Origin of the sequence: Reyranella sp. (genome assembly GCF_052439685.1) — a bacterium.
GTDB lineage: Bacteria > Pseudomonadota > Alphaproteobacteria > Reyranellales > Reyranellaceae > Reyranella.
In genome coordinates this window covers 68,249-86,876 of sequence record NZ_JBQVQG010000018.1, presented here as the reverse complement: position 1 = coordinate 86,876, position 18,628 = coordinate 68,249, and the positions used below count along the sequence as shown (strand labels likewise).

Annotated in this window: 19 protein-coding genes; 11 read left to right on the top strand and 8 right to left on the bottom strand. The window is 65.9% G+C overall.

Features of this window, described 5'->3' with window-relative positions; translation table 11 throughout:
• Positions 1-5 precede the first annotated feature (5 nt).
• Entirely contained in the window at positions 6-137 is a 132-nt protein-coding gene (locus ACT6UX_RS20980; protein WP_444777095.1) for an RSP_7527 family protein, read from the bottom strand.
• Positions 138-240: 103 nt separating this feature from the next.
• Here ACT6UX_RS20980 and ACT6UX_RS20975 point away from each other — a divergent pair, with 103 nt between their 5' ends.
• The 4 genes from ACT6UX_RS20975 to ACT6UX_RS20960 are packed head-to-tail and all read left to right on the top strand — an operon-like array spanning position 241 to position 2,736.
• Positions 241-1,179 carry a LysR family transcriptional regulator gene (locus tag ACT6UX_RS20975; RefSeq protein WP_444777094.1) on the top strand — a complete coding sequence of 313 codons (939 nt, stop codon included), beginning with the start codon at positions 241-243 and terminating at the stop codon, positions 1,177-1,179.
• A 9-nt stretch (positions 1,180-1,188) separates the two neighbouring features.
• Positions 1,189-1,554: a hypothetical protein gene (locus ACT6UX_RS20970; RefSeq protein WP_444777093.1), complete on the top strand. Its 366-nt coding sequence runs from the start codon at positions 1,189-1,191 to the stop codon at positions 1,552-1,554.
• Positions 1,555-1,570: 16 nt separating this feature from the next.
• Positions 1,571-1,939: a nuclear transport factor 2 family protein gene (locus ACT6UX_RS20965; protein WP_444777092.1), complete on the top strand. Its 369-nt coding sequence runs from the start codon at positions 1,571-1,573 to the stop codon at positions 1,937-1,939.
• 5 nt (positions 1,940-1,944) lie between these two features.
• The gene (locus ACT6UX_RS20960; RefSeq protein WP_444777091.1) at positions 1,945-2,736 is read left to right on the top strand and encodes an enoyl-CoA hydratase-related protein; all 792 of its coding nucleotides are present in this window, start codon (positions 1,945-1,947) and stop codon (positions 2,734-2,736) included.
• A gap of 130 nt (positions 2,737-2,866) precedes the next feature.
• Here ACT6UX_RS20960 and ACT6UX_RS20955 read toward each other — a convergent pair whose 3' ends face one another.
• From ACT6UX_RS20955 to ACT6UX_RS20945, 3 genes are read right to left on the bottom strand one after another with little or no spacing between them, the layout of a single operon-like run.
• Positions 2,867-4,003: a C45 family autoproteolytic acyltransferase/hydolase gene (locus ACT6UX_RS20955; RefSeq protein ID WP_444777090.1), complete on the bottom strand. Its 1,137-nt coding sequence runs from the start codon at positions 4,001-4,003 to the stop codon at positions 2,867-2,869.
• Positions 4,004-4,012: 9 nt separating this feature from the next.
• Positions 4,013-4,639: a thiamine pyrophosphate-dependent enzyme gene (locus tag ACT6UX_RS20950; protein ID WP_444777089.1), complete on the bottom strand. Its 627-nt coding sequence runs from the start codon at positions 4,637-4,639 to the stop codon at positions 4,013-4,015.
• 1 nt (position 4,640) lies between these two features.
• Positions 4,641-5,174 (bottom strand): phosphonopyruvate decarboxylase, encoded by a 534-nt coding sequence (locus ACT6UX_RS20945; protein WP_444777088.1) that lies wholly within the window; start codon positions 5,172-5,174, stop codon positions 4,641-4,643.
• A gap of 106 nt (positions 5,175-5,280) precedes the next feature.
• On the opposite strand from ACT6UX_RS20945, the gene ACT6UX_RS20940 reads away from it, so the two are divergent.
• Positions 5,281-6,228 (top strand): LysR substrate-binding domain-containing protein, encoded by a 948-nt coding sequence (locus ACT6UX_RS20940; protein ID WP_444777087.1) that lies wholly within the window; start codon positions 5,281-5,283, stop codon positions 6,226-6,228.
• On the opposite strand, the gene hemJ is transcribed toward ACT6UX_RS20940, so the two are convergent.
• Genes hemJ through hemE form a run of 3 tightly spaced genes read right to left on the bottom strand, consistent with a single transcriptional unit; the run spans position 6,215 to position 8,722 of the window.
• Positions 6,215-6,640, bottom strand: coding sequence for a protoporphyrinogen oxidase HemJ (hemJ, locus tag ACT6UX_RS20935; RefSeq protein WP_444777086.1), 426 nt, complete (start codon positions 6,638-6,640; stop codon positions 6,215-6,217). The genes ACT6UX_RS20940 and hemJ overlap by 14 nt on opposite strands.
• Positions 6,640-7,671 (bottom strand): ferrochelatase, encoded by a 1,032-nt coding sequence (hemH, locus tag ACT6UX_RS20930; protein ID WP_444777085.1) that lies wholly within the window; start codon positions 7,669-7,671, stop codon positions 6,640-6,642. The genes hemJ and hemH overlap by 1 nt, the downstream gene beginning before the upstream one ends.
• Before the next feature lie 10 nt (positions 7,672-7,681).
• Complete coding sequence (gene hemE, locus ACT6UX_RS20925; protein WP_444777120.1) at positions 7,682-8,722, bottom strand: uroporphyrinogen decarboxylase; 1,041 nt, start codon at positions 8,720-8,722, stop codon at positions 7,682-7,684.
• Positions 8,723-9,053: 331 nt separating this feature from the next.
• Here hemE and ACT6UX_RS20920 point away from each other — a divergent pair, with 331 nt between their 5' ends.
• The 3 genes from ACT6UX_RS20920 to ACT6UX_RS20910 are packed head-to-tail and all read left to right on the top strand — an operon-like array spanning position 9,054 to position 11,306.
• Entirely contained in the window at positions 9,054-9,887 is an 834-nt protein-coding gene (locus ACT6UX_RS20920) for a pyruvate, water dikinase regulatory protein (protein ID WP_444777084.1), read from the top strand.
• Positions 9,888-9,906: 19 nt separating this feature from the next.
• On the top strand, positions 9,907-10,314 hold the full coding sequence (locus tag ACT6UX_RS20915) for a hypothetical protein (RefSeq protein ID WP_444777083.1): 408 nt from the start codon (positions 9,907-9,909) through the stop codon (positions 10,312-10,314).
• Between the two features lie 11 nt (positions 10,315-10,325).
• A complete protein-coding gene (locus ACT6UX_RS20910) occupies positions 10,326-11,306 on the top strand; it encodes a Bug family tripartite tricarboxylate transporter substrate binding protein (RefSeq protein WP_444777082.1) in 981 nt (326 codons plus the stop codon).
• 12 nt (positions 11,307-11,318) lie between these two features.
• Here the strand turns inward: ACT6UX_RS20910 and ACT6UX_RS20905 are convergent, their stop codons facing one another.
• Positions 11,319-14,111, bottom strand: a complete 2,793-nt coding sequence (locus tag ACT6UX_RS20905; RefSeq protein ID WP_444777081.1) for a [protein-PII] uridylyltransferase — start codon at positions 14,109-14,111, stop codon at positions 11,319-11,321.
• Between the two features lie 118 nt (positions 14,112-14,229).
• Here ACT6UX_RS20905 and ACT6UX_RS20900 point away from each other — a divergent pair, with 118 nt between their 5' ends.
• From ACT6UX_RS20900 to ligD, 3 genes are all read left to right on the top strand, one after another.
• Positions 14,230-14,571 (top strand): ComEA family DNA-binding protein, encoded by a 342-nt coding sequence (locus tag ACT6UX_RS20900; protein ID WP_444777080.1) that lies wholly within the window; start codon positions 14,230-14,232, stop codon positions 14,569-14,571.
• Positions 14,568-15,911 (top strand): tRNA uridine-5-carboxymethylaminomethyl(34) synthesis GTPase MnmE, encoded by a 1,344-nt coding sequence (gene mnmE, locus ACT6UX_RS20895; protein ID WP_444777079.1) that lies wholly within the window; start codon positions 14,568-14,570, stop codon positions 15,909-15,911. The genes ACT6UX_RS20900 and mnmE overlap by 4 nt, the downstream gene beginning before the upstream one ends.
• Before the next feature lie 71 nt (positions 15,912-15,982).
• Positions 15,983-18,625, top strand: coding sequence for a DNA ligase D (ligD, locus tag ACT6UX_RS20890; RefSeq protein ID WP_444777078.1), 2,643 nt, complete (start codon positions 15,983-15,985; stop codon positions 18,623-18,625).
• Positions 18,626-18,628: the final 3 nt, after the last annotated feature.

Below are 18,628 nucleotides of genomic sequence, written 5' to 3'. Positions count from 1 at the left end.
AGCAGTTAGCGGGCCGCGGCCGAAACCCAACGGGTGAAGCCGCGGAAGAGTCCCGCCACGGCGGCACTGCGCAGGCGATGGGCACGGGCTTCGAGGGCCTGGCGTTCGGCGATGGTGGGATAGGGGACCGTGAACATGGGAAAGACCTCCAAAGATTGAAATGAACCTAATTCCGTTCTTCCTGGAGGTTAATACGGAGTGTATGACCAACACTCATGAATATGGTTCATCAATAGCGCAATGATCGATCACGCAAGCGAGATGGCGGCGTTCGTGCGGGTCGTTGAGTCCAAGGGATTTTCCGCGGCTGCGCCGGCCCTTGGCCTGACCCCGTCGGCGGTCAGCAAACTGGTGACGCGCCTGGAAACGAGGCTGGGCGTACGGCTGCTCCAGCGCACGACGCGAGCGATCAGTCTCACCGAGGAGGGTGAGGCCTTCTACGCTGCGGCCCGGCGTATCGTGGGCGAGATCGAGACCCTCGAGAACCAGATCAGCGGGCAGAGCGGCACGCCGCACGGGCTGCTGAAGGTCACGACGTCACTCGCCTTCTCGACCCACCAGCTGGCCCCGGTGATTGCCGAGTTCCTCGAACGCTATCCGTTGCTGCAGCTCGAGCTGATGCCGACGGACCGGGTCGTCGACATGATCGAGGAAGGCGTCGACGTGGCCATCCGCATCGGGCGACTGGCCGACACCAGCTTCATGGCCCGCAAGATCGGCGAGGACGTGCGCCTGGTCTGCGCCTCGCCCTCCTACCTCAGGAACCGGCGGCCGTTACTGCGACCCGAGGACCTGACGCGCCACAACTGCATCGTCTCGCGCGATCGGACCTACCTCAACCGCTGGCCGTTCCGCATCGACGGCGAGATTCGCGAGGTCGAGGTCGGCGGCCGGGTCGCCGTCACCGAGGGCGAAGCGCAGATGCGCCTGGCGCTACAGGGGCTGGGCATCGTGCGCCTGACCCGTCTGACGGTCGCCAGCGCCATCAAGAATGGCGAGCTCGTGTCGCTGCTGGAAGAGTTCCGCGCCGAGCAGCCGATCCCCATTCATGCGGTCTATCCTCACCGCCGCCACCTCGCGCCCAAGGTGACGGCTTTCATCGACTTCATCCTCGAGAAATTCACGCCGCCGCCGTGGGAGGTGCTAGGGTCGTCGCCTAACAAGGACGACGATCCTTGAGGAGGGAGAATGGACGCCGACACCGATCTTTTCGTGCAGGCCTTCTGGGTCAAGTGCCGCGACATCATCCGGCCCGAACTCGACGGGGCCGTCGATTCGATGCGGCATGCAGGCCACGAAGCCAACATCTCGACCCTGGAATTCTCTCCCGATGAGAAGGCGCCCGGGAGCGCGCCGACGCTTACCCTGACCATCCACCCGAGCGGTGCAGGCGAAACGCGTGTCCTGCGCTATCGCGGCGACGTGACGACCCGGGAGATCGAAGTCATGGCGTCCGGCTGCAAGACCTCGCGCTATGATCTGTCGGCCGTCACCCATGACGGCGTGAAGCACGACATCGCGCTCTGTTTCGGCTCGTTGCTCAAGACCAAATGAACCCAAGGAGGATATCATGGCCGACGCCATCGACGACCTGTTCCGCCGCTTCGGCAAGGCCTTCAACAAGGCCGATGTCGATTCGATCGCCGAGTGCGTGACCGACGATTTCGAATGGCGCCTCAATACGGGTGGATCGCCGACCGGTCGGGTGCTCAAGGGCAAGGAGGCGCTGCGCGCGCACTTTGCCGACAAGAGCACGGCGCATCGCGAGGTGCGTTTCTCCGAGGCCAGCATCCATCGCGCCGGCGACAAGCTGTTCGGCACTTTCCGCGCTACCGGCATCGATCATGCCGGCAAGCCGTTCGATCGCTACGGTATCGACCTCTACGAGGTGAAGGACGGCAAGATCGCCCTCAAGGACAGCTACATGAAGGCCGAGTGATGTCGATGTCGAACGATACCGTTCTCTGGGAGATCGACCGCCGTGGCGTGGCTACCGTCACCTTGAACCGGCCGAAGGTGAACAACGCTTATAACGGCGACCTCATCCAGGGCCTGCACGACGCCATGGATTCCCTGGGTGGCGAAAGCAACCTGCGCATCGTCGTGCTCCGGGGCAACGGCAAGCATTTCCAGGCGGGTGCCGATCTGTCGTGGATCACCGGCGTCGCCACACAGTCGCCCGCCGAGAACGAGAAGGTGAGCCGACTCACCGCCGAGGCCGTCAAGCGACTCGACACCTGCCCCGTCCCCACGCTCGCCCTGATCCAGGGCGGCTGCTTCGGCGGCGGCACCGGCATCGCGGCAGCCTGCGACGTCGTCGTGGCGCAGGAGGATGCGCTCTTCTCCATCAGCGAGACGCGCTGGGGCCTGATGGCCGGCATCATCCTGCCGCAGCTCTGCCAGGCGATCGGCCTGCGCCAGACGCGCCGCTACGCACTGACCGGCGAACGCTTCGGCGCCCACGACGCACGCCGTCTCGGCCTTGTGCATGAAGTCTGCCCGGTGGGCGGTCTCTCTGAAGCCGGAGAGAAGATCGTCGAGGCCGTCCTGATGAACGCACCGCGCGCCACCACCGCGACCAAGTTGCGCTCGCTCGCCTCGGCCCGCGCCTTCGTCGACGACGGCGAACTGCGCGACCTGATCGACGAACACGCCCGCACCCGCCAGCAGGACGAGGCTACCGAAGGCCTCGCCAGCTTCAGGGAGAAGCGCAAGCCGGCGTGGTATCCGGGTTAGAAAGCCCGTCGTCGCTCCGCTGCGCTCTCTTTTTCTCTTGTCATCCTGAGCGCAGTGAAGGTCTCGCGCCCGCCAGGGTGTCCTTTGCTCGTTCCGTCAGGTCCTTCGCTGCGCCCAGGACGACAGAGGGCTACTCCGCCGCCTGCTTCTGCGCGAGGCGATCGGGCGTGAGCGTGTAGGTCGTGAACTGGCGGTTCAGCGCCGGCATCGGGCAGGCTTCGAGATGGCCCTCGGCCGGGCGCATCAGGATCATGGCCGTGGTTGCCGTCGAGACGCCGCGTGAGTTGAGGCGCGGCGGACGGCACACCGAATAGGGCGTGCCCCAATCGTCGAAGAAGGCCTGACGGAAATCTTCCAGGGTGAGCTTGCCGCGCTTGGGCGAGAGTTGGTCGCGCACCCGCTTGTCGCGATAGATCGAGTCCGGCGTCTCGGCGAGGCCGGTATCCTTCACCTTGGCGCGCGCCGAATCGGCGATCCAGTGGTTGGCATGGACGTAGAGGCCGCGGTCTGGCGCGATCCAGAACGTGTCGTCGGGCGCGCATTCGAATCCGAAGGCCTCGCCGTCACAGTGACTTACCGCCATGTGGTTCGACCCGGGCTTGGGCGTCGACACGATCGTCTGCACCGCGTGAGCAAGATGAGCGGCCTCCAGCACCTTGCGGCGGATGAAGGGCAGCGGCACGCCCGGACCGCGCTGATAGTCGCGATCGCATTCCAGCGCGTTGGCCGTGAGGCCGATGCCGGCCGAGTTGAGACCCGAGCGCGCGAGTCCGCCCGCTTCGGTGAAGGTCAGGATATCGGGCCCGTCATCGCGACGGATGCGCAACACCACGCCGTTCTCGGCACACTCCGAGCGCCAATCCCAGTTCTGACCATGCAGCAGCACACCGTCGGCGCTGGCCTCGGGCAGTGCGAGCGCCGCCGTACAGCCGTCGGGAAAGTGCTTGGCGGCCTGCTGCTTGCGTGCCGCGACCACCATCTCGGTGCGGGCGTTCATCAGCACGACGGCGGCGAAAGGCTCGTTGGCGCCTTCGGCGATGCCGCGCATTTCCTCGGTATAGGTCGGATCGAACTTGTCGATCAGCGGCACCATGGCCTCGGCGCGCCGCTCCAGTTCCTTCCAGTCGACGCCCGACTTGAGCAGCGACTCGGCGTACATCTTCGCCCCGCGCCGCAGGCGATCGGCGGCGGCCTTGCCGTGAATCCGACCCCGCTCCCTGGGGCCGCCGGACAGATCGATCAGCGGGAAGGGAGTGTAGTCGGTCATGGCGGCCTCTTAAGGGTGACCCAGCAGGGCCTGGCGGAAACGGTCCTTGAGATGCGCACCGTCCTGCGGCGGCATCACGAACTCCAGCTTCTCTACCATGACCTTCACGAGCCGGAACACCGGACCCTTCTTGGTACGGACGTCCTTCACCAACTCTGCGACCTCGCTCGACTCGCGCACGGTCGTGGCGTCGGCGATGCCGCAGCCGCGGGCGATCATGGCGAGATCGGTGCCGGCGCCGGAATCGGTCGGGCCGTTGTTGCGCGGGCTGGTGTGCGTGGCCTGGTTGCCGGTCTCGCCGAACTTCTCGTTGTCGAGTACGACGATCGCCAGGTTCTCCGGCATCTGCGTCGCCACGGTGGCGAGCGAGCCGAGGCTCATCAGCATGTCGCCGTCGCCGGTGATGACCAGCACGCGCTTGGTGGGCTGCGCCAGGGCCAGGCCGAGGCCCATGCCGACCGGGGCACCCATCGAGCCCCATAGCGGCATGTTGAGCGGACGGTCGCCGGCGGCGGTGATGTCCCAGTTCGACGAGCCGAGGCCCGCGATGACCAGCAGGTCGTCACCGGCATTATCGAGGAGCTGCTTGACCAGCGGGCGGCGCTGCAACGTTGCGCCTGACTTGTTGGGGCTCATCTCACTTCTTCCCGAAATTCTTGATGCCGATCAGCTTCTGGCGCAGCAACACGGCGACGGCCTGGCCGCCGTTGAAGGCCGAACGCGCGGCGGCGTCGACGGTGGTCTTCACCTCGGCGGCATTGTCGACGGAGTAGAGCAGCACGCCCATCGCCTCGAGCACCTTCGGCGTGCCCTGGCCCATCGGGTACTGCCAGGAATTGAACTCGCCCCAGTCGCCGCGCATCGTGATCAGGGTCAGGAACGGAAAGCGCAGCGTCTTGGGCATGCCCATCAGGTTGATGGTGTTGCCGACGCCCGAGCTCTGCATCAGCAGCACCGAACGCTGCCCGCCCAGCCACGCGCCGGCGGCGAGCGGGATGCCCTCCTCCTCGGTCGTGAGCGCCAGGGTGCGGATCGAATTCGACTTCTGGCAGGCCTCGATCAGCCGGCCATGACCGGCGTCGGGCACGTGATAGACCTGCTTCACGTCATGGTCCTGGAAGACCTCGAAAATCTGGTCGCGCCAATCAGGCTGCGTCGGTGCGGCGGTCATGTTTCTCCCATTCCCGGTTCAGGATCGGTCGGCACAGTAGCTATAACGGCAGCGAAACTGGACGACTGTTGGGAATGAACAGATATAACGATATTGTATCGCTCCCATGGAGCTTTCCCAACTTCGCACCCTCATCCACGTCGCCGAGCTCGGCAGCCTGAGCAAGGCGGCGGATCGGATCGGTATCGCCCAGCCGGCGCTCAGCCGCCAGATCCGGATGCTGGAAGAGGAACTGTCGGTCCGCCTGTTCACCCGGCATGGGCGCGGCATGGTGCTCACCGACAAGGGGCGGGAGATCCTCGAACACGCCACGCGCGTCATGACGGAGCTGGAAGAGATCCGCGCCACCGCTGCCGATCTCGACGCTCCTCTGCGAGGCCGGATTTCGATCGGCTTTCCGCCGACGGTGGCAGACATCCTCTCGCTCCCCCTGGTCGCTGCTTTCGGAAAGAGCCACCCGCAGGTCGAGTTGAGACTGGTCGGCGCCTACACCGGTCACCTGCTCGACTGGCTGCATCGTGGCGAGATCGACGTCGCCATCCTCTACGATCCAAATTCTGCGAGGTCCCTGCGGTCGGAGCCGTTGCTGCTCGAGAAGCTGTTCCTGATCGGGCCACCCGACTCAGGCCTCTCCAGTGAACGCCCGATCCCGTTCAAGGACCTCGACGGAAAGCGCATCCTTCTGCCCAGCACGCGTCACGGCTTGCGAACGATCGTCGAGCAGTGCGCCGTGGAAGCCGGCATCGCACTGCACATCGCCGTCGAAGCCGATTCCTACGCCACCCTGAAAGATCTGGTGCGTCATGGTCATGGCTGGACCATCCTGCCGCTGTCGCCCATTCACGACGACATCGAAGCGGGCCGCCTGGCCGCTGCGCCGCTGACCGGTCCGGCGCCGGTCCGGCAGTTGGTCCTGTCCTATCCGGCGGACCGGCCGGTCTCACGCCTCACACGATTTGCCGGCGAGACGATCGCCGACATCGTCGCCGATCAGGTCGAACGGAAGATCTGGCCCGGACAGTTGCTTGGGCGCAGCTCGCTCAGAACGGTTTGAGGACCACCAGGAAGACGATCGCGATCATCAGCAGGGTCGGCACTTCGTTCCACCAACGATAATAGTTGGCTGGCCGCACGTTCCGGTCCGCCGCGAATTCCTTGCGCCAGCGGCCGTACAGGTGGTGCACGACGGTGAGGACGCAGACGAAGGTGAACTTCGCGTGCCACCAGCCCGAGTGCCACCACTCGCCCTGCCAGGTGAGCACGAGGCCGAAGATCCAGGTCGCAATCATCGCCGGATTCATGATGCCGCGCAGCAGGCGCCGCTCCATGATTTTGAAGGTCTCGCTCTGAACCGAGCCCTTCTCGGCATCGGCGTGATAGACGAACAGGCGCGGCAGGTAGAGCAGCCCGGCCATCCAGGCGATGACCGAGAGGATGTGCAGCGCCTTCAGCACCTCGTAGAGCATCAGGCGGCTCCGGCGATCAGCGGGCATCCGCGGTGGCTGCCGCTGCACGGCATCGTCTTCGCACCATGGCAGACGGCGACCTGCGGTTCGGCCAGGATGGCGCGTACGCGGTCCGCGAGACCCGCGATGAAGGCGGGATGCGTACCCACGGTCGGAACGCGCACATAGGCCGGCACGCCGCTCTTCTCGCTGAGATGACGATACTCGATGTCGAGCTCGACCAGGGTTTCGGAATGCTCCGACACGAAGGCGAGCGGATAGAGCACGATGGCCTTGCCATCGGTGCCGGCGCGATGGATCTCGGCGTCGGTGGAGGGACCGATCCATTTCAGGGGACCGACGCGGCTCTGGTAGCAGACGGACCAGTCGAGACCGCCGATGCGCTCGGCGATCGCCTTGGCACTGCGCTCGACCTGCGCCTGATAGGGATCTCCGGCCTTGACGATCTTCTCGGGAAGCCCGTGCGCCGAGAACAGCACACGCACGGGACGATCGCCCGCTTCGGCAAGACCCTGCTTAACGAGATCGACCGAAGCCGAGATGAACCCTTCCTCATCGGGATAGCAGCAGACGGTTTGCGTCGGCACGCTGAGCTTCGCCGCGGCCGCCGCTTCCTTCCAGGCTTTCACCGACGACGCCGTCGTCGTGGTGGAGAATTGCGGATAGAGCGGCAGCAGGACGATGCGATCGGGCGCGAATCGCTTCACCGATCGCACGACCGCGTCGGTCATCGGGTGCCAGTAGCGCATACAGACATAGCCGCGCCATTCATGCTCCGGCCCCAACGCCTCTTCGAGTGCGCGGGCCTGGGCTTCCGTCTGCCCGAGGATCGGCGAGCTGCCGCCGATCTGAGCGTAGATGGCCTGGGCCTTGGGCGCACGACGGCTGGAAATGAAGCGCGCCAGCGGCAGCCGGAAGAACGACGGCAGCGAAATGATGGCGGGATCGCTGAACAGGTTGCGCAGGAACGGCTGCACGGCTTCGGGCGAATCCGGACCGCCGAGATTGAACAGGACGATGGCAATCTTCATCGCGCGGACCTCAGCCCGGCTTCCAGTTGCGCACGATCTCGACGAGGCGCGCGACACTCTCGGGCGGCGTCTGCGGTACCACGCCGTGACCCAGATTGAACACGAAGGACCCGTGCCCGAGCTTGTCGAGAATGCGAATGGCCTCGCGCTCCATCGCCTCGCCCCCGACGACGAGCATGATGGGGTCGAGATTGCCCTGCACGCAGATGTGCGGCTGGATTTCCTTTGCCGCCCAATGCGCGCCGATGCCGGTGTCGAGCGACAGGGCGCTGAACGTCTCGGGCAGACGGTACATCAGGGCCGCCGGTCCGACGGCGCGCGGAAAAGCGATGATCGGCACGTCGGGATGACGCTCGCGCAAACCCTTGGCGATCCGCACCATTGGGTCGAGCGACCAATGGAAGAGCTGTTCCTCCGGCAGGACGCCGGCCCAGGAATCGAAGAGCTGAACCGCGTCGACGCCGGCCTCGACCTGGTGGCCGAGATGATCGACCACCGCGTCGACCAGCAGATCGATCAGAAGCTTGAAGGAGTCGGGATGGGCATAGGCCCATTTCTTCACCTTGGCGAAGTCCTTGCTGCCGCTGCCTTCGATCATGTAGCAGGCGAGCGTGAACGGTGCGCCGGCGAACCCGAGCAGCGCCGTGTCCTTCGGCAGTTCGGCACGCGTCTGGCGGATCGCTTCATAAACCGGAGCGAGATGTTCCTGCAGGCGCGCGCGTGACAGTCGGCCGAACTGCGAAGGATCGGTCAGCGCTTCCAGCTTCGGTCCTTCGCCTTCTGCGAACCAGACCTTCTGGCCGAGCGCGTCCGGCACTACGAGGATGTCGGAGAAGATGATCGCCGCATCGAGACCGAACCGCTGGATCGGCTGCAAGGTCACCTCGACCGCCTTGTCCGGCGTGTAGCAGAATTCGAGGAAGGATCGCGTCGTCGATCGTACGGCACGGTACTCCGGCAGATAGCGTCCGGCCTGGCGCATCAGCCAGATGGGTGGCGTCGGATGTCTCGTTCCGGCCAACGTCTCGAGGAACTTCCCCCTCGGGTTCACACTGCTCAAGCTCTGTCCCTCATGCTTCCTTCTACTCTATTCATATTAGGTAGTAGCAGTAGTAGGGCCTGTGGCATGTGGGGATACGCCCTATTGGTGATCGTTCCCCAGGAGGCTGTGGACCGGATCGTACCGATTCCACGCGACTCCAGGGCCTGATTCCCGACTCGCAGGTCATTCGTCCCAAGGTGTACGCAGGGGACGAAGAATTGGACGGGTGAGGCGAGTCGTGTCCCGAATCGGGGCCGTTTCGACGGGTGTGCCCTTTGTCCCCGGAATGCCCGGATCAATCCCGCGTTTCTCCCGGCGTCGCTGTGGGGTAAAACGGGCCGTGGCCAACCGCAATTTTCACGTCCATCTCGTGTCCGACTCGACCGGTGAGACCGTCTCGAGCGTCGCGCGGGCCTGTCTCGTTCAGTACGAGGGCATCTTCGTCCAGGAGCATGTCTGGTCGTTGGTGCGCTCGCCGGCGCAGATGGAAAAGGTGATGCAGGCGGTCGAACGCGACCGCGGTCCCGTCCTCTATACGCTGGTCGATCCCGAACTGCGCGACGTGGTGCGCGATCATTGCCGGCGCCTGCAGCTTCCCTGCGTCGGCGTGCTCGACCAGGCGATGAGCGTGCTGGCCGTTCATTTCCATTCCAAGAGCGAACAGTGGCCCGGCCGCCAGCATCAGCTCGACGAGGGATATTTCGACCGGATCGATGCCATGCACTACACGCTGGCGCACGATGACGGCCAGTCGACGCACGATCTGGACGATGCCGACGTCGTCCTGGTCGGACCCTCGCGCACGTCGAAGACACCGACCTGTGTTTACTTGGCCAATCGTGGGGTGCGGGCGGCGAACGTCCCGCTGGTGCCACAGGTGCCGCCGCCAGCGGAACTCGAGGAGGCAAAGCGGCCGTTGATCGTCGGCCTGATCACGGATCCGGAACGGCTGGTGCAGATTCGCGTCAACCGCCTGCGGCTCATGCAGCAGGACACCGAGACCGACTATACCGACATGGACACGGTACAGGGCGAGATCCAGGACGCCCGCCGGCTCTATGCCCGTCGCAAGTGGGCGACCATCGACGTCACCCGCCGTTCGATCGAGGAGACGGCGGCGACGATCCTGCAGATGCTGGCGACCCGCCGGGAACAGAGGCTCCAAGCGCCGTAAGGAAAAGCAGGAGGCGACCATGAAGGCAGCCTGGGTAGCGTTGGGTGGGGTTCTCTCGTCAACGGCAGCCCTTGCCGCCGACGGCATCGCCGTGACCAGGGGCAGCGACTCCACTGTGTACGGCAACTGCGTACCGAGCCTCGTGGTCGAGAACAGCTCGGGCGAAACGATCGACTATCTCCAGGTCGACCTCGTCCTGGCCTTGCGCGACGGGCGACAGCGCGTCGTCGAACTGAAGTCCGCCTATCGCGAGGGGGTTCCTGCTCCCATCGCCCCGGGTGCCACGGCGACGCTTCGCCAGCATCTGGATACGTCGCGGGCCCTGGGTGTTCCGTGCGGGGAAATCAGCGAAAGACGGGTCTCAGGCACGGTTTGCGAGACAGAACATGGCACATTGTGTGCATCTTCTGTCCTGGTGCAACCCTGAGGCCCTCTTCCATGAAACTCCGTCGTAGGACCGTGCTGGGCGCCGCGGGTGCCTCGCTTCTCGCCGTCCCGTCCATCGGCTCCGCCCTTGCCCAGGATTTTCCCAGCAAGCCGTTGAAGATGATCGTGCCTTACCCGCCCGGCGGCGGCACGGACGGTCTCGGCCGCATCACCGCGCAGTTCCTGTCGGAGAAGCTCGGCCAGCAGATCGTGGTCCAGAACATCGGTGGTGCTTCCAGCACCATCGGCTCGGACACGGTCCGCCGGGCCGAGCCCGACGGCTACACGATCCTGTTCAATGCCAGCCTGTTCGTGCTCGGCAAGACGGTCGTCCCCTCCTGCCCCTACAATCCGCAGACCGATTTCCGCCCGATCGCCCAGGCCGGCGAAGCGCCGCTGGTGCTGTTGGCCAACAACAATGTGCCCGGCAGCGACTATGCTGCCGTCATGGCGGCGGTCGCCAAGGATCCCAAGAAGTTCTTCGTGGCGATCTCCTCCGGCGGCTCGGCCGGCCACATCGCCACACTCGCCTGGCTGAAGCGCATCGGCATCCCGCTCGACCAGATCCTCTACAAGGGCACAGCGCCGGCCAACACCGACCTGATGGCGGGCAGCGTCCAGTTCTTCATGGATCCCTGGACGGCGCTGCTGCCGCTGGCCACGTCGGGCCGGGCCAAGGGCCTGTTCGTGACGTCCAAGGAGCGCACGCCGCTCGCGCCGAACATCCCGACATCCGCCGAAGTTGGCCTCAAGGATTTCAACCTGAGTTCGTGGTACGGCGTGTGGGCGCCCAAGGACACGCCGGATGCCGTCGTGAACAAGCTGGCCGCCGGCATGGCCGCGGTTTCGAGCGACAAGGGGTTCGTCGAGAAAACCACCTCGCTCGGCATCGTCCCGACCGCTCGTGGCCCGAAGGAGTTCGCGGCCTTCATCAAGACGGAAGTCGAAGCCAACACTGCGCTGCTGAAGGAAGCCAACTTCAAGCCCGAGTGACGGCCCCCAGCGCTATTCAGCCGCCTTCGGGACCGGGTCGAAGCGCGAGTCGAATTCGCGGATGCCGCTTTCGACGGCCGCCGAGATCTGCTTCAGCTTGTCCTGGTTCACGACCTTCAGGCCGAACAGGTCCTTGACGTAGAACACGTCGACCGCGCGCTCGCCGTAGGTCGTGACGTGGGCAGTGGCGATCTGCAGGTTGAGGCGCGTGAGCGCCCGCGTGACGACGTGCAGGAAGCCCGGGCGGTCGCGGCCGTTGACCTCGATCACCGTGAAGGTGTCGGAGGCGTTGTTGTCGATCAACACCCTTGGCTCGACGGTGAAGACACGGTCGCGCTTGGGCCACGAGCCGCGCTGGCTGTCCAGTTCGCGCTGGATGTCGAGCCGGTTGGACAGTGCCAGCTCCACGCGCGCCGCAAGCCGCGCCAGCCGCTGCGGCCCGTCGAACGGCTTGCCCTCGAGGTCCTGGATCCAGAACGTGTCCAACGCCATGCCGTTGGCCAGGGTGAAGATCTTGGCGTCGACGATGTTGGCGCCGCTGATCGCCATGGCACCGGCGAGGCGGGCAAACAGGCCATGCGTGTCGAGCGTGTAGATCGTGACCTCGGTCACCGAACGCTCTTCGTCGACACGATGCTCGATGGCGAGTGGCTGTTTTCCCCGTTCGGCGCCCCGCACCAGTTCGGCCTGGCGGACCAGCGTCTCGATCGGGAAGGACAGCCAGTAGGAGGCATAGCCGCGGGCTAAATGCGCCTCCTTGTCGGCTTCGCTCCAGCCCGGCAGTCGCTTCGCGACCTCGGTCTGGATATGCTTGATGCGCTCGGCGCGACCGCCGCCCAGCGTGCCACCCGACAGGACCTGCTCCGTCGCATTGTAGAGCTGGCGCAGGAGCGCGGCCTTCCAGTTGTTCCAGACGTTCGGTCCGACCGCGCGGATGTCGCACACGGTCAGGACCAGCAGCAGGCGCAGGCGTTCGGGTGACTGGATCAGGGCCGCGAAGGTCTCGATGGTCTTCGGGTCCATGAGGTCGCGCTGGAAAGAGGTGGCCGACATGGCGAGGTGATAGCGCACCAGCCAGGCCACGGTTTCGGTCTCGGCGGCGCTGAGGCCGAGGCGCGGTCCGAGCTGCATCGCCACGTCGGCGCCCAGCAGCGAATGATCGCCGCCGCGACCCTTGGCGATGTCGTGCAACAGCACCGCGAGATAGAGCACCGGCCGTGACAGGATTTTGTGCACCACGTCGGCCGACAGCGGATGGTCTTCCTTGAGCGCGCCCGACTCGATCTTGGAGAGGATGCCGATGGCACGGATCGTGTGCTCGTCGACCGTGTAGGTGTGATACATGTCGTGCTGCGTCTGCGCGACGACCCTGCCGAAATCGGGCACGAAGCGGCCGAATACGCCGGCTTCGTTGAGGCGCCTCAAGGTCGTCTCCGGGTCGTGACGCGACGTCAGCATCTCCATGAACAGCCGGTTCGCTTCCGGGTCGTTGCGCAGCCGGTCGACCAGCCGGATGTTCTGCGTGATCAGCCGCAAGGTCGCGGGATGGATGTCGAGGTCGTTCTCCTGCGCGACGTGGAAGAGACGCAGGATCGCCACGGGATCCTTGGTGAAGGCATCGGGCGAGGTGACGGCCAGACGTTCGCCGTCGAGGCGGAAGCCTTCGAGCTCGCGCGGCCGCAGGCTTTGCCACAGCGCCGCGAGCTTGGGCTTGCGGCGGCGGCTGTCCTCGAGGGCGGCCACGAAGATCCGGGTCAGGTCGCCCACGGTCTTGGCGTGGAGATAATAGTGCTTGGTGAACCGTTCGACGCCGCGGCTGCCCGGCCGGTCCTGATAGCCGAGGCGCGCGGCGATCTCGCGCTGGAGATCGAACGAGAGGCGATCGTCGGCGCGACCCGTCAGGTAGTGGATGTGGCAGCGCACGGTGGAGAAGAAGCGCTCGGCCCGTTCGAAGTGGCGGGCTTCTTCCTTGGTGAGCACGCCTTTGGCGACCAACTCGCCGGGCTCGCTCACGCGATACAGATACTTCGCGATCCAGAAGAGCAAATGCAGGTCGCGCAACCCGCCCTTGCCTTCCTTGACGTTGGGCTCGACGACGTAGCGCGAATCGCCCATGCGATGATGGCGCTGGTCGCGCTCCGCGAGTTTGGCGTCGACGAAGTCGCGGCCATCGCCGACGTAGAACTTCTGCGCGAAGCCGCGCTGCAGCTCGTCGAACAAAGCGCGGTCGCCCCACAGATAACGCGCTTCCAGCAGGGCCGTGCGGATCGTCTGGTCGCGCTCGGCATAGCGCAGACTCTCGTCGACCGTGCGTGTCGCGTGGCCGACCTTGAGGCCGAGGTCCCACAGCAGATAGAGCATGAACTCGACGATCTGCTCGCCGCGCGGCGTCTGCTTGTAGGGACGCAGGAACAGCAGATCGATGTCGGAGAGTGGCGCCAGTTCGCCACGGCCGTAGCCGCCGGTCGCCACCACGCCCAGCCGCTCGGCGGCGCTGGGGTTGGCGGCCGGATAGGCATGCTGGTCGGCGAAGTCGAACAGGACCCGGATGATCTGGTCCATCAGATAGGAGGTCGCGATCAGCACCGCCGGCCCGTCATTCTTGAGCGGGCCCGGCTCCTCGAAACGACGGCGAATCTCGGCCCGGCCCCTGGTCAGCGCATCGCGCAACAGGGCGAGCACCGGCGGTCGTGGCGGCTCACCGCCGTCCGACAGGTCCTCGACCAGATGGGCGAGAGCCTCCTCTAGGGTGCGGCGGCGCACGATGGCGCGGCGATCCGGGATTTCGTCGTAGGGCTGTGCCATGGCGGGCGGATACTACAGGGTGCGGGTGGCCTAAAGTAGGCCCTATGAACGGCGCCTCCCTCTCCCGGCAGATGCGGCGGGTCCCGAGCGCCGGCGATTTCGTGCGATACTGACCGGCATGTCGTTCAAAGTCCTGCTTGCAGCCCTTGCGATCCTGTTCGGCGCCGGCCCGGTATTGGCGCAGGGCGCGCGCCCTGCTCCTCCTCCGGCGGCGCCCGCTTCCGGCCTGATCGACCTCAACAGCGCCAGCCGCGACGCTCTCATGTCCCTGGACGGGATCGGCGAGGTGCGGGCCGACGCGATCATTCGGGCCCGCCCTTTGAAGGCCAAGACCGATCTGGTCGAACGGCGCCTGATCCCCGAAGCGCTGTACGAGAAGATCGCCGACAAGGTCATGGCGCGCCCCATGCCGGCTGCTCCTACGCCGCGCCCGGCTCAACCGGCGCCCAAGCGGACGTGACCGACGCCACGATCTATGCGCTGGGCACGCCGACGCCCACGCGTGCCCATCCCGGCGCGCTCGCGGTCGTCCGCGTGAGCGGACCGCGTGCGGGCGACGCGTTGGAGCAACTCACCCGGCGGCCCCTGCCGGAACCCAGGCGTATGGTCCTGCGCGCCCTGCACGATCCTTCGACCGGGGAGGTTTTCGACAAGGCACTCGTCGTCTGGTTTGCCGCACCGAACACCGAGACCGGCGAGCCGATGGCCGAACTCCATCTGCATGGCGGCCGCGCCGTCGTCGGGGCGGCGCTGGACGCCCTGGCTCATCTGGGATCCTGCCGAGTGGCCGAACCCGGCGAGTTCACGCGCCGCGCCTTCGAACACGGCAGGCTCGACCTCACCGAAGCCGAGGGCATCGCCGATCTGGTGGCGGCCGAGACGGCGGCGCAGCGGCGGCAGGCGCTGCAGCAGATGGGGGGCGCGCTGCACCGGCTCTACGAGGACTGGCGCGGCAGGGGCTTGCGGGCGTTGGCCCATCTCGAAGCGGCGATCGACTTTCCCGACGAGGATCTGCCCGAGGGGCTGGCCGCGGCGGTACGGGTCGTCATCGCGGGTCTGCGCGACGAGATCGCGGCTCATCTCGAGGATCGGCGCGGCGAGCGGCTGCGCGACGGGCTGTCCATCGCGATCATCGGCCCGCCCAATGCCGGCAAGTCGTCCCTGCTCAACCTGCTCGCCCGGCGCGAGGCAGCGATCGTCTCGGAGACGGCCGGCACGACGCGCGACGTGATCGAAGTGCATCTCGATCTCGGTGGTTGGCCGGTGGTGCTGGCCGATACCGCCGGCCTTCGCGACTCGGGCGATGCGATCGAGCAGGAAGGCGTCCGCCGGGCACGGGCGCGGGCGGTGGCGGCGGACCTGCGCGTGCTGGTGCTGGATGCTTCGGGCGATTGGCGTCCGGAAATGCAGGCGATCATGCACTCGACCGAAGGCTGGAACCCTGGGCGCGACATCGCCGTGGCGAACAAGGCCGATCTCGTCGCGATCAACGATCCTCTGGTCGTCGCCCTGTCGACCCGGGACGGGACCGGCCTGCCCCGGTTGCTGGCGCGCCTGGAGCAGGCCGCGTCGGCGGCGATGGAGGAAGGCGCCGGTGCGCCGCCGCTCACGCGGGCGCGCCATCGCGAGGCGCTGCTGGACTGCCAGGCATCCCTGGCGCGCGCGCTGCACGCGCCGGAGGTAGCGCTGGCGGCGGAAGATCTCCGGCTGGCCCTGCGCGCCATCGGGCGCATCACCGGCACTGTGCGCCTGGACGAACTCCTCGACGTGATCTTCCGCGACTTCTGCATCGGGAAGTGACGACGCCGGAACAACTCCTCGCTGGAAACGTTCAGGTCGCGGCATAGTTCGCGACGCGCGAGTGGTGGTTCATGCGGAAGGACAGTCTGGCTCCCTATCGCGCCAAGCGCGACTTCGACCTGACGGACGAGCCGTCGGGAAAGTCGTCGTCGATTCCGAAGTCCAGACAGCTTCGGTTCGTCATCCAGCGTCACGATGCGACGCGGCTCCACTACGACTTTCGCCTCGAACTGGATGGCACGTTCAAATCATGGGCCGTGACCAAGGGCCCGTCGCTCGATCCCAAGGTCAAGCGTCTGGCGGTGGAGGTCGAGGATCATCCCCTCGACTATGGTGACTTCGAAGGCACCATTCCCGAGGGCCAGTATGGCGGCGGCACGGTGCAGCTCTGGGATCGCGGCTACTGGATTCCGGAAGGTGATCCGCATGAGGGGCTGAAGAGCGGCGACCTCAAGTTCACGCTGGTGGGCGAGCGGCTCGAAGGAAGCTGGGTGCTGGTGCGCATGAAATGGGACCGCAAGGGCGGCAAGCGCACCAACTGGTTGTTGATCAAGCACCGCGATGCGTCGGCGCACGAAGGCGACGATGACAAGATCCTGAAGGATCCCAAGTCGATCGCCTCGGGCCGCACGCTCGACCAGATCGCGAAAGGCACCGGCAAGGCGCCCACGCCCTTCATGACCGGCAAGAAGCGCAGCGCCGGCGCGGTCTGGCAAAGCAATCGCAAGGATGGCGGCGACGCTGCAGCCACGACGGCGAAGAGCAAGGCCAAAGCAAAGAAGGTTTCTTCGATGCCGAAGTTCGTCGAGCCGCAGCTCGCCAAGCTGGTCGAGCGGGCACCGGCGGCAGCGGGTTGGGCGCACGAGGTCAAGTTCGACGGCTACCGGTTGCAACTCCGTGTCGAGGACGGTGAGGCGCGGCTGCGCACGCGCAAGGGTCTCGACTGGACGGAGAAGTTCGCGGCCCTGGCCCGGCAGGCAAAGAAGCTCCCCGATTGCATCCTCGATGGCGAGGCGGTGGCGCTCGACGAGCATGGTGCCCCGGATTTTGCCGCGTTGCAGGCCGCCCTGTCGGAAGGCCAGTCGGAGAAGCTGATCTTCTTTGCCTTCGATCTTCTGTTCCTTGAAGGCGAGGACCTGCGTCCGCTGCCGTTGCGAGAGCGCAAGGCACGCCTCAAGGAAGTGCTCGATACGCTGCCCGACCGGAATGCCGGCTTGCGTTACGTCGATCATTTCGAGACGGCGGGCGATGCCGTGCTGCAATCAGCCTGCCGCATGCACCTCGAAGGCATCGTGTCCAAGGAACTCGACGCCCCCTACAGGTCGGGGCGCGGCGGCAGCTGGACCAAGGCCAAGTGCCGGGCGGGCCACGAGGTGATCATCGGCGGCTGGACCAGCGAAGGGCGTCGCCTGCGGTCCCTTCTCGCCGGCGTCCATCGCGGCGACGGCAAGAGCCGTAAGCTCGTCTATGTCGGCCGCGTCGGCACCGGCTTCGGGGAAGCGGTGATGCGCTCTCTCGTGCCGAAGCTGCGCGAAGTCGAGAGCAAGACCAGCCCCTTCGCCGCCGGCGCAAGTCCGCCCAAGGAAGCGAACATGCATTGGGCCCGTCCCGATCTGGTGGCAGAGATCGAGTTCGCCGGCTGGACCGGGGCCGGCAACGTGCGTCAGGCTGCCTTCAAGGGATTGCGCGGCGACAAGCCGGCCGAAGAGGTCGAGGCGGAAGTCGCGGCTAACCCCGAGAAGGTCGAGATGGCAAAGCCCACCCCCCGCAGGACTTCCAGGAGCGATCGCAAGACGGAGACCCCTTCGTCAGGCAAGGCGATGGTGATGGGCGTGTCGATCTCGCACCCTGACAAGCCGCTATGGCCCGATGAGAAGCCGCCGGTCACCAAGATCGAGCTCGCGCGCTATTACGAGGCGGTGGGCGACTGGATGATCGGTCACATCGCGGGACGCCCCTGCTCGATCGTGCGCACGCCCGACGGGATCGACGGCAAGCAGCACTTCTTCCAGCGTCACGCCATGGCAGGCTCGTCGCATCTTCTTTCGGAAGTGAAGGTCGATGGCGACAAGAAGCCTTATCTCCAGATCGACCGGGTGGAAGGACTTGCAGCCGTGGCGCAGATGGGCGCGACGGAGCTGCACCCGTGGAACTGCCAGCCCGGGAATCCCGACCTCCCCGGCCGCCTGGTCTTCGATCTCGACCCGGCACCGGACGTGGGCTTCGATGCGGTGATCGTCGGGGCGCGCGAGATCGCCACGCGCCTGCGCAAACTCGACCTCGTACCTTTCTGCAAGACCACGGGCGGCAAGGGACTGCATGTCGTGGTGCCGCTGACCGACGACAGGAAGAGTCCCGATTGGGACACAGCCAAGACCTTCGCCCGGGAGATCTGCCGCCGATTGGCAGAGGACGAACCGGACCACTACGTGATCAACATGGCGAAGAAGGAACGGACGGGCCGCATCTTCCTCGACTATCTGCGCAACGACCGGACGGCTACCGCCGTCGCGCCGCTGTCCTCGCGCGCCCGTCCCGGCGCCACGGTGTCGATGCCGATCGAATGGACTCAGGTGAAGAAGGGCCTCGATCCCACGAAGTACACGGTACGCACCGCGCCTCGGCTGTTGAAGCGCAGCAGGCCCTGGAAGGATTACGCGAAGTCCGCGCGTCCGCTGCGGGCCGCGATCGAGAAGCTCGTGAAGTCGGAGTAAGAC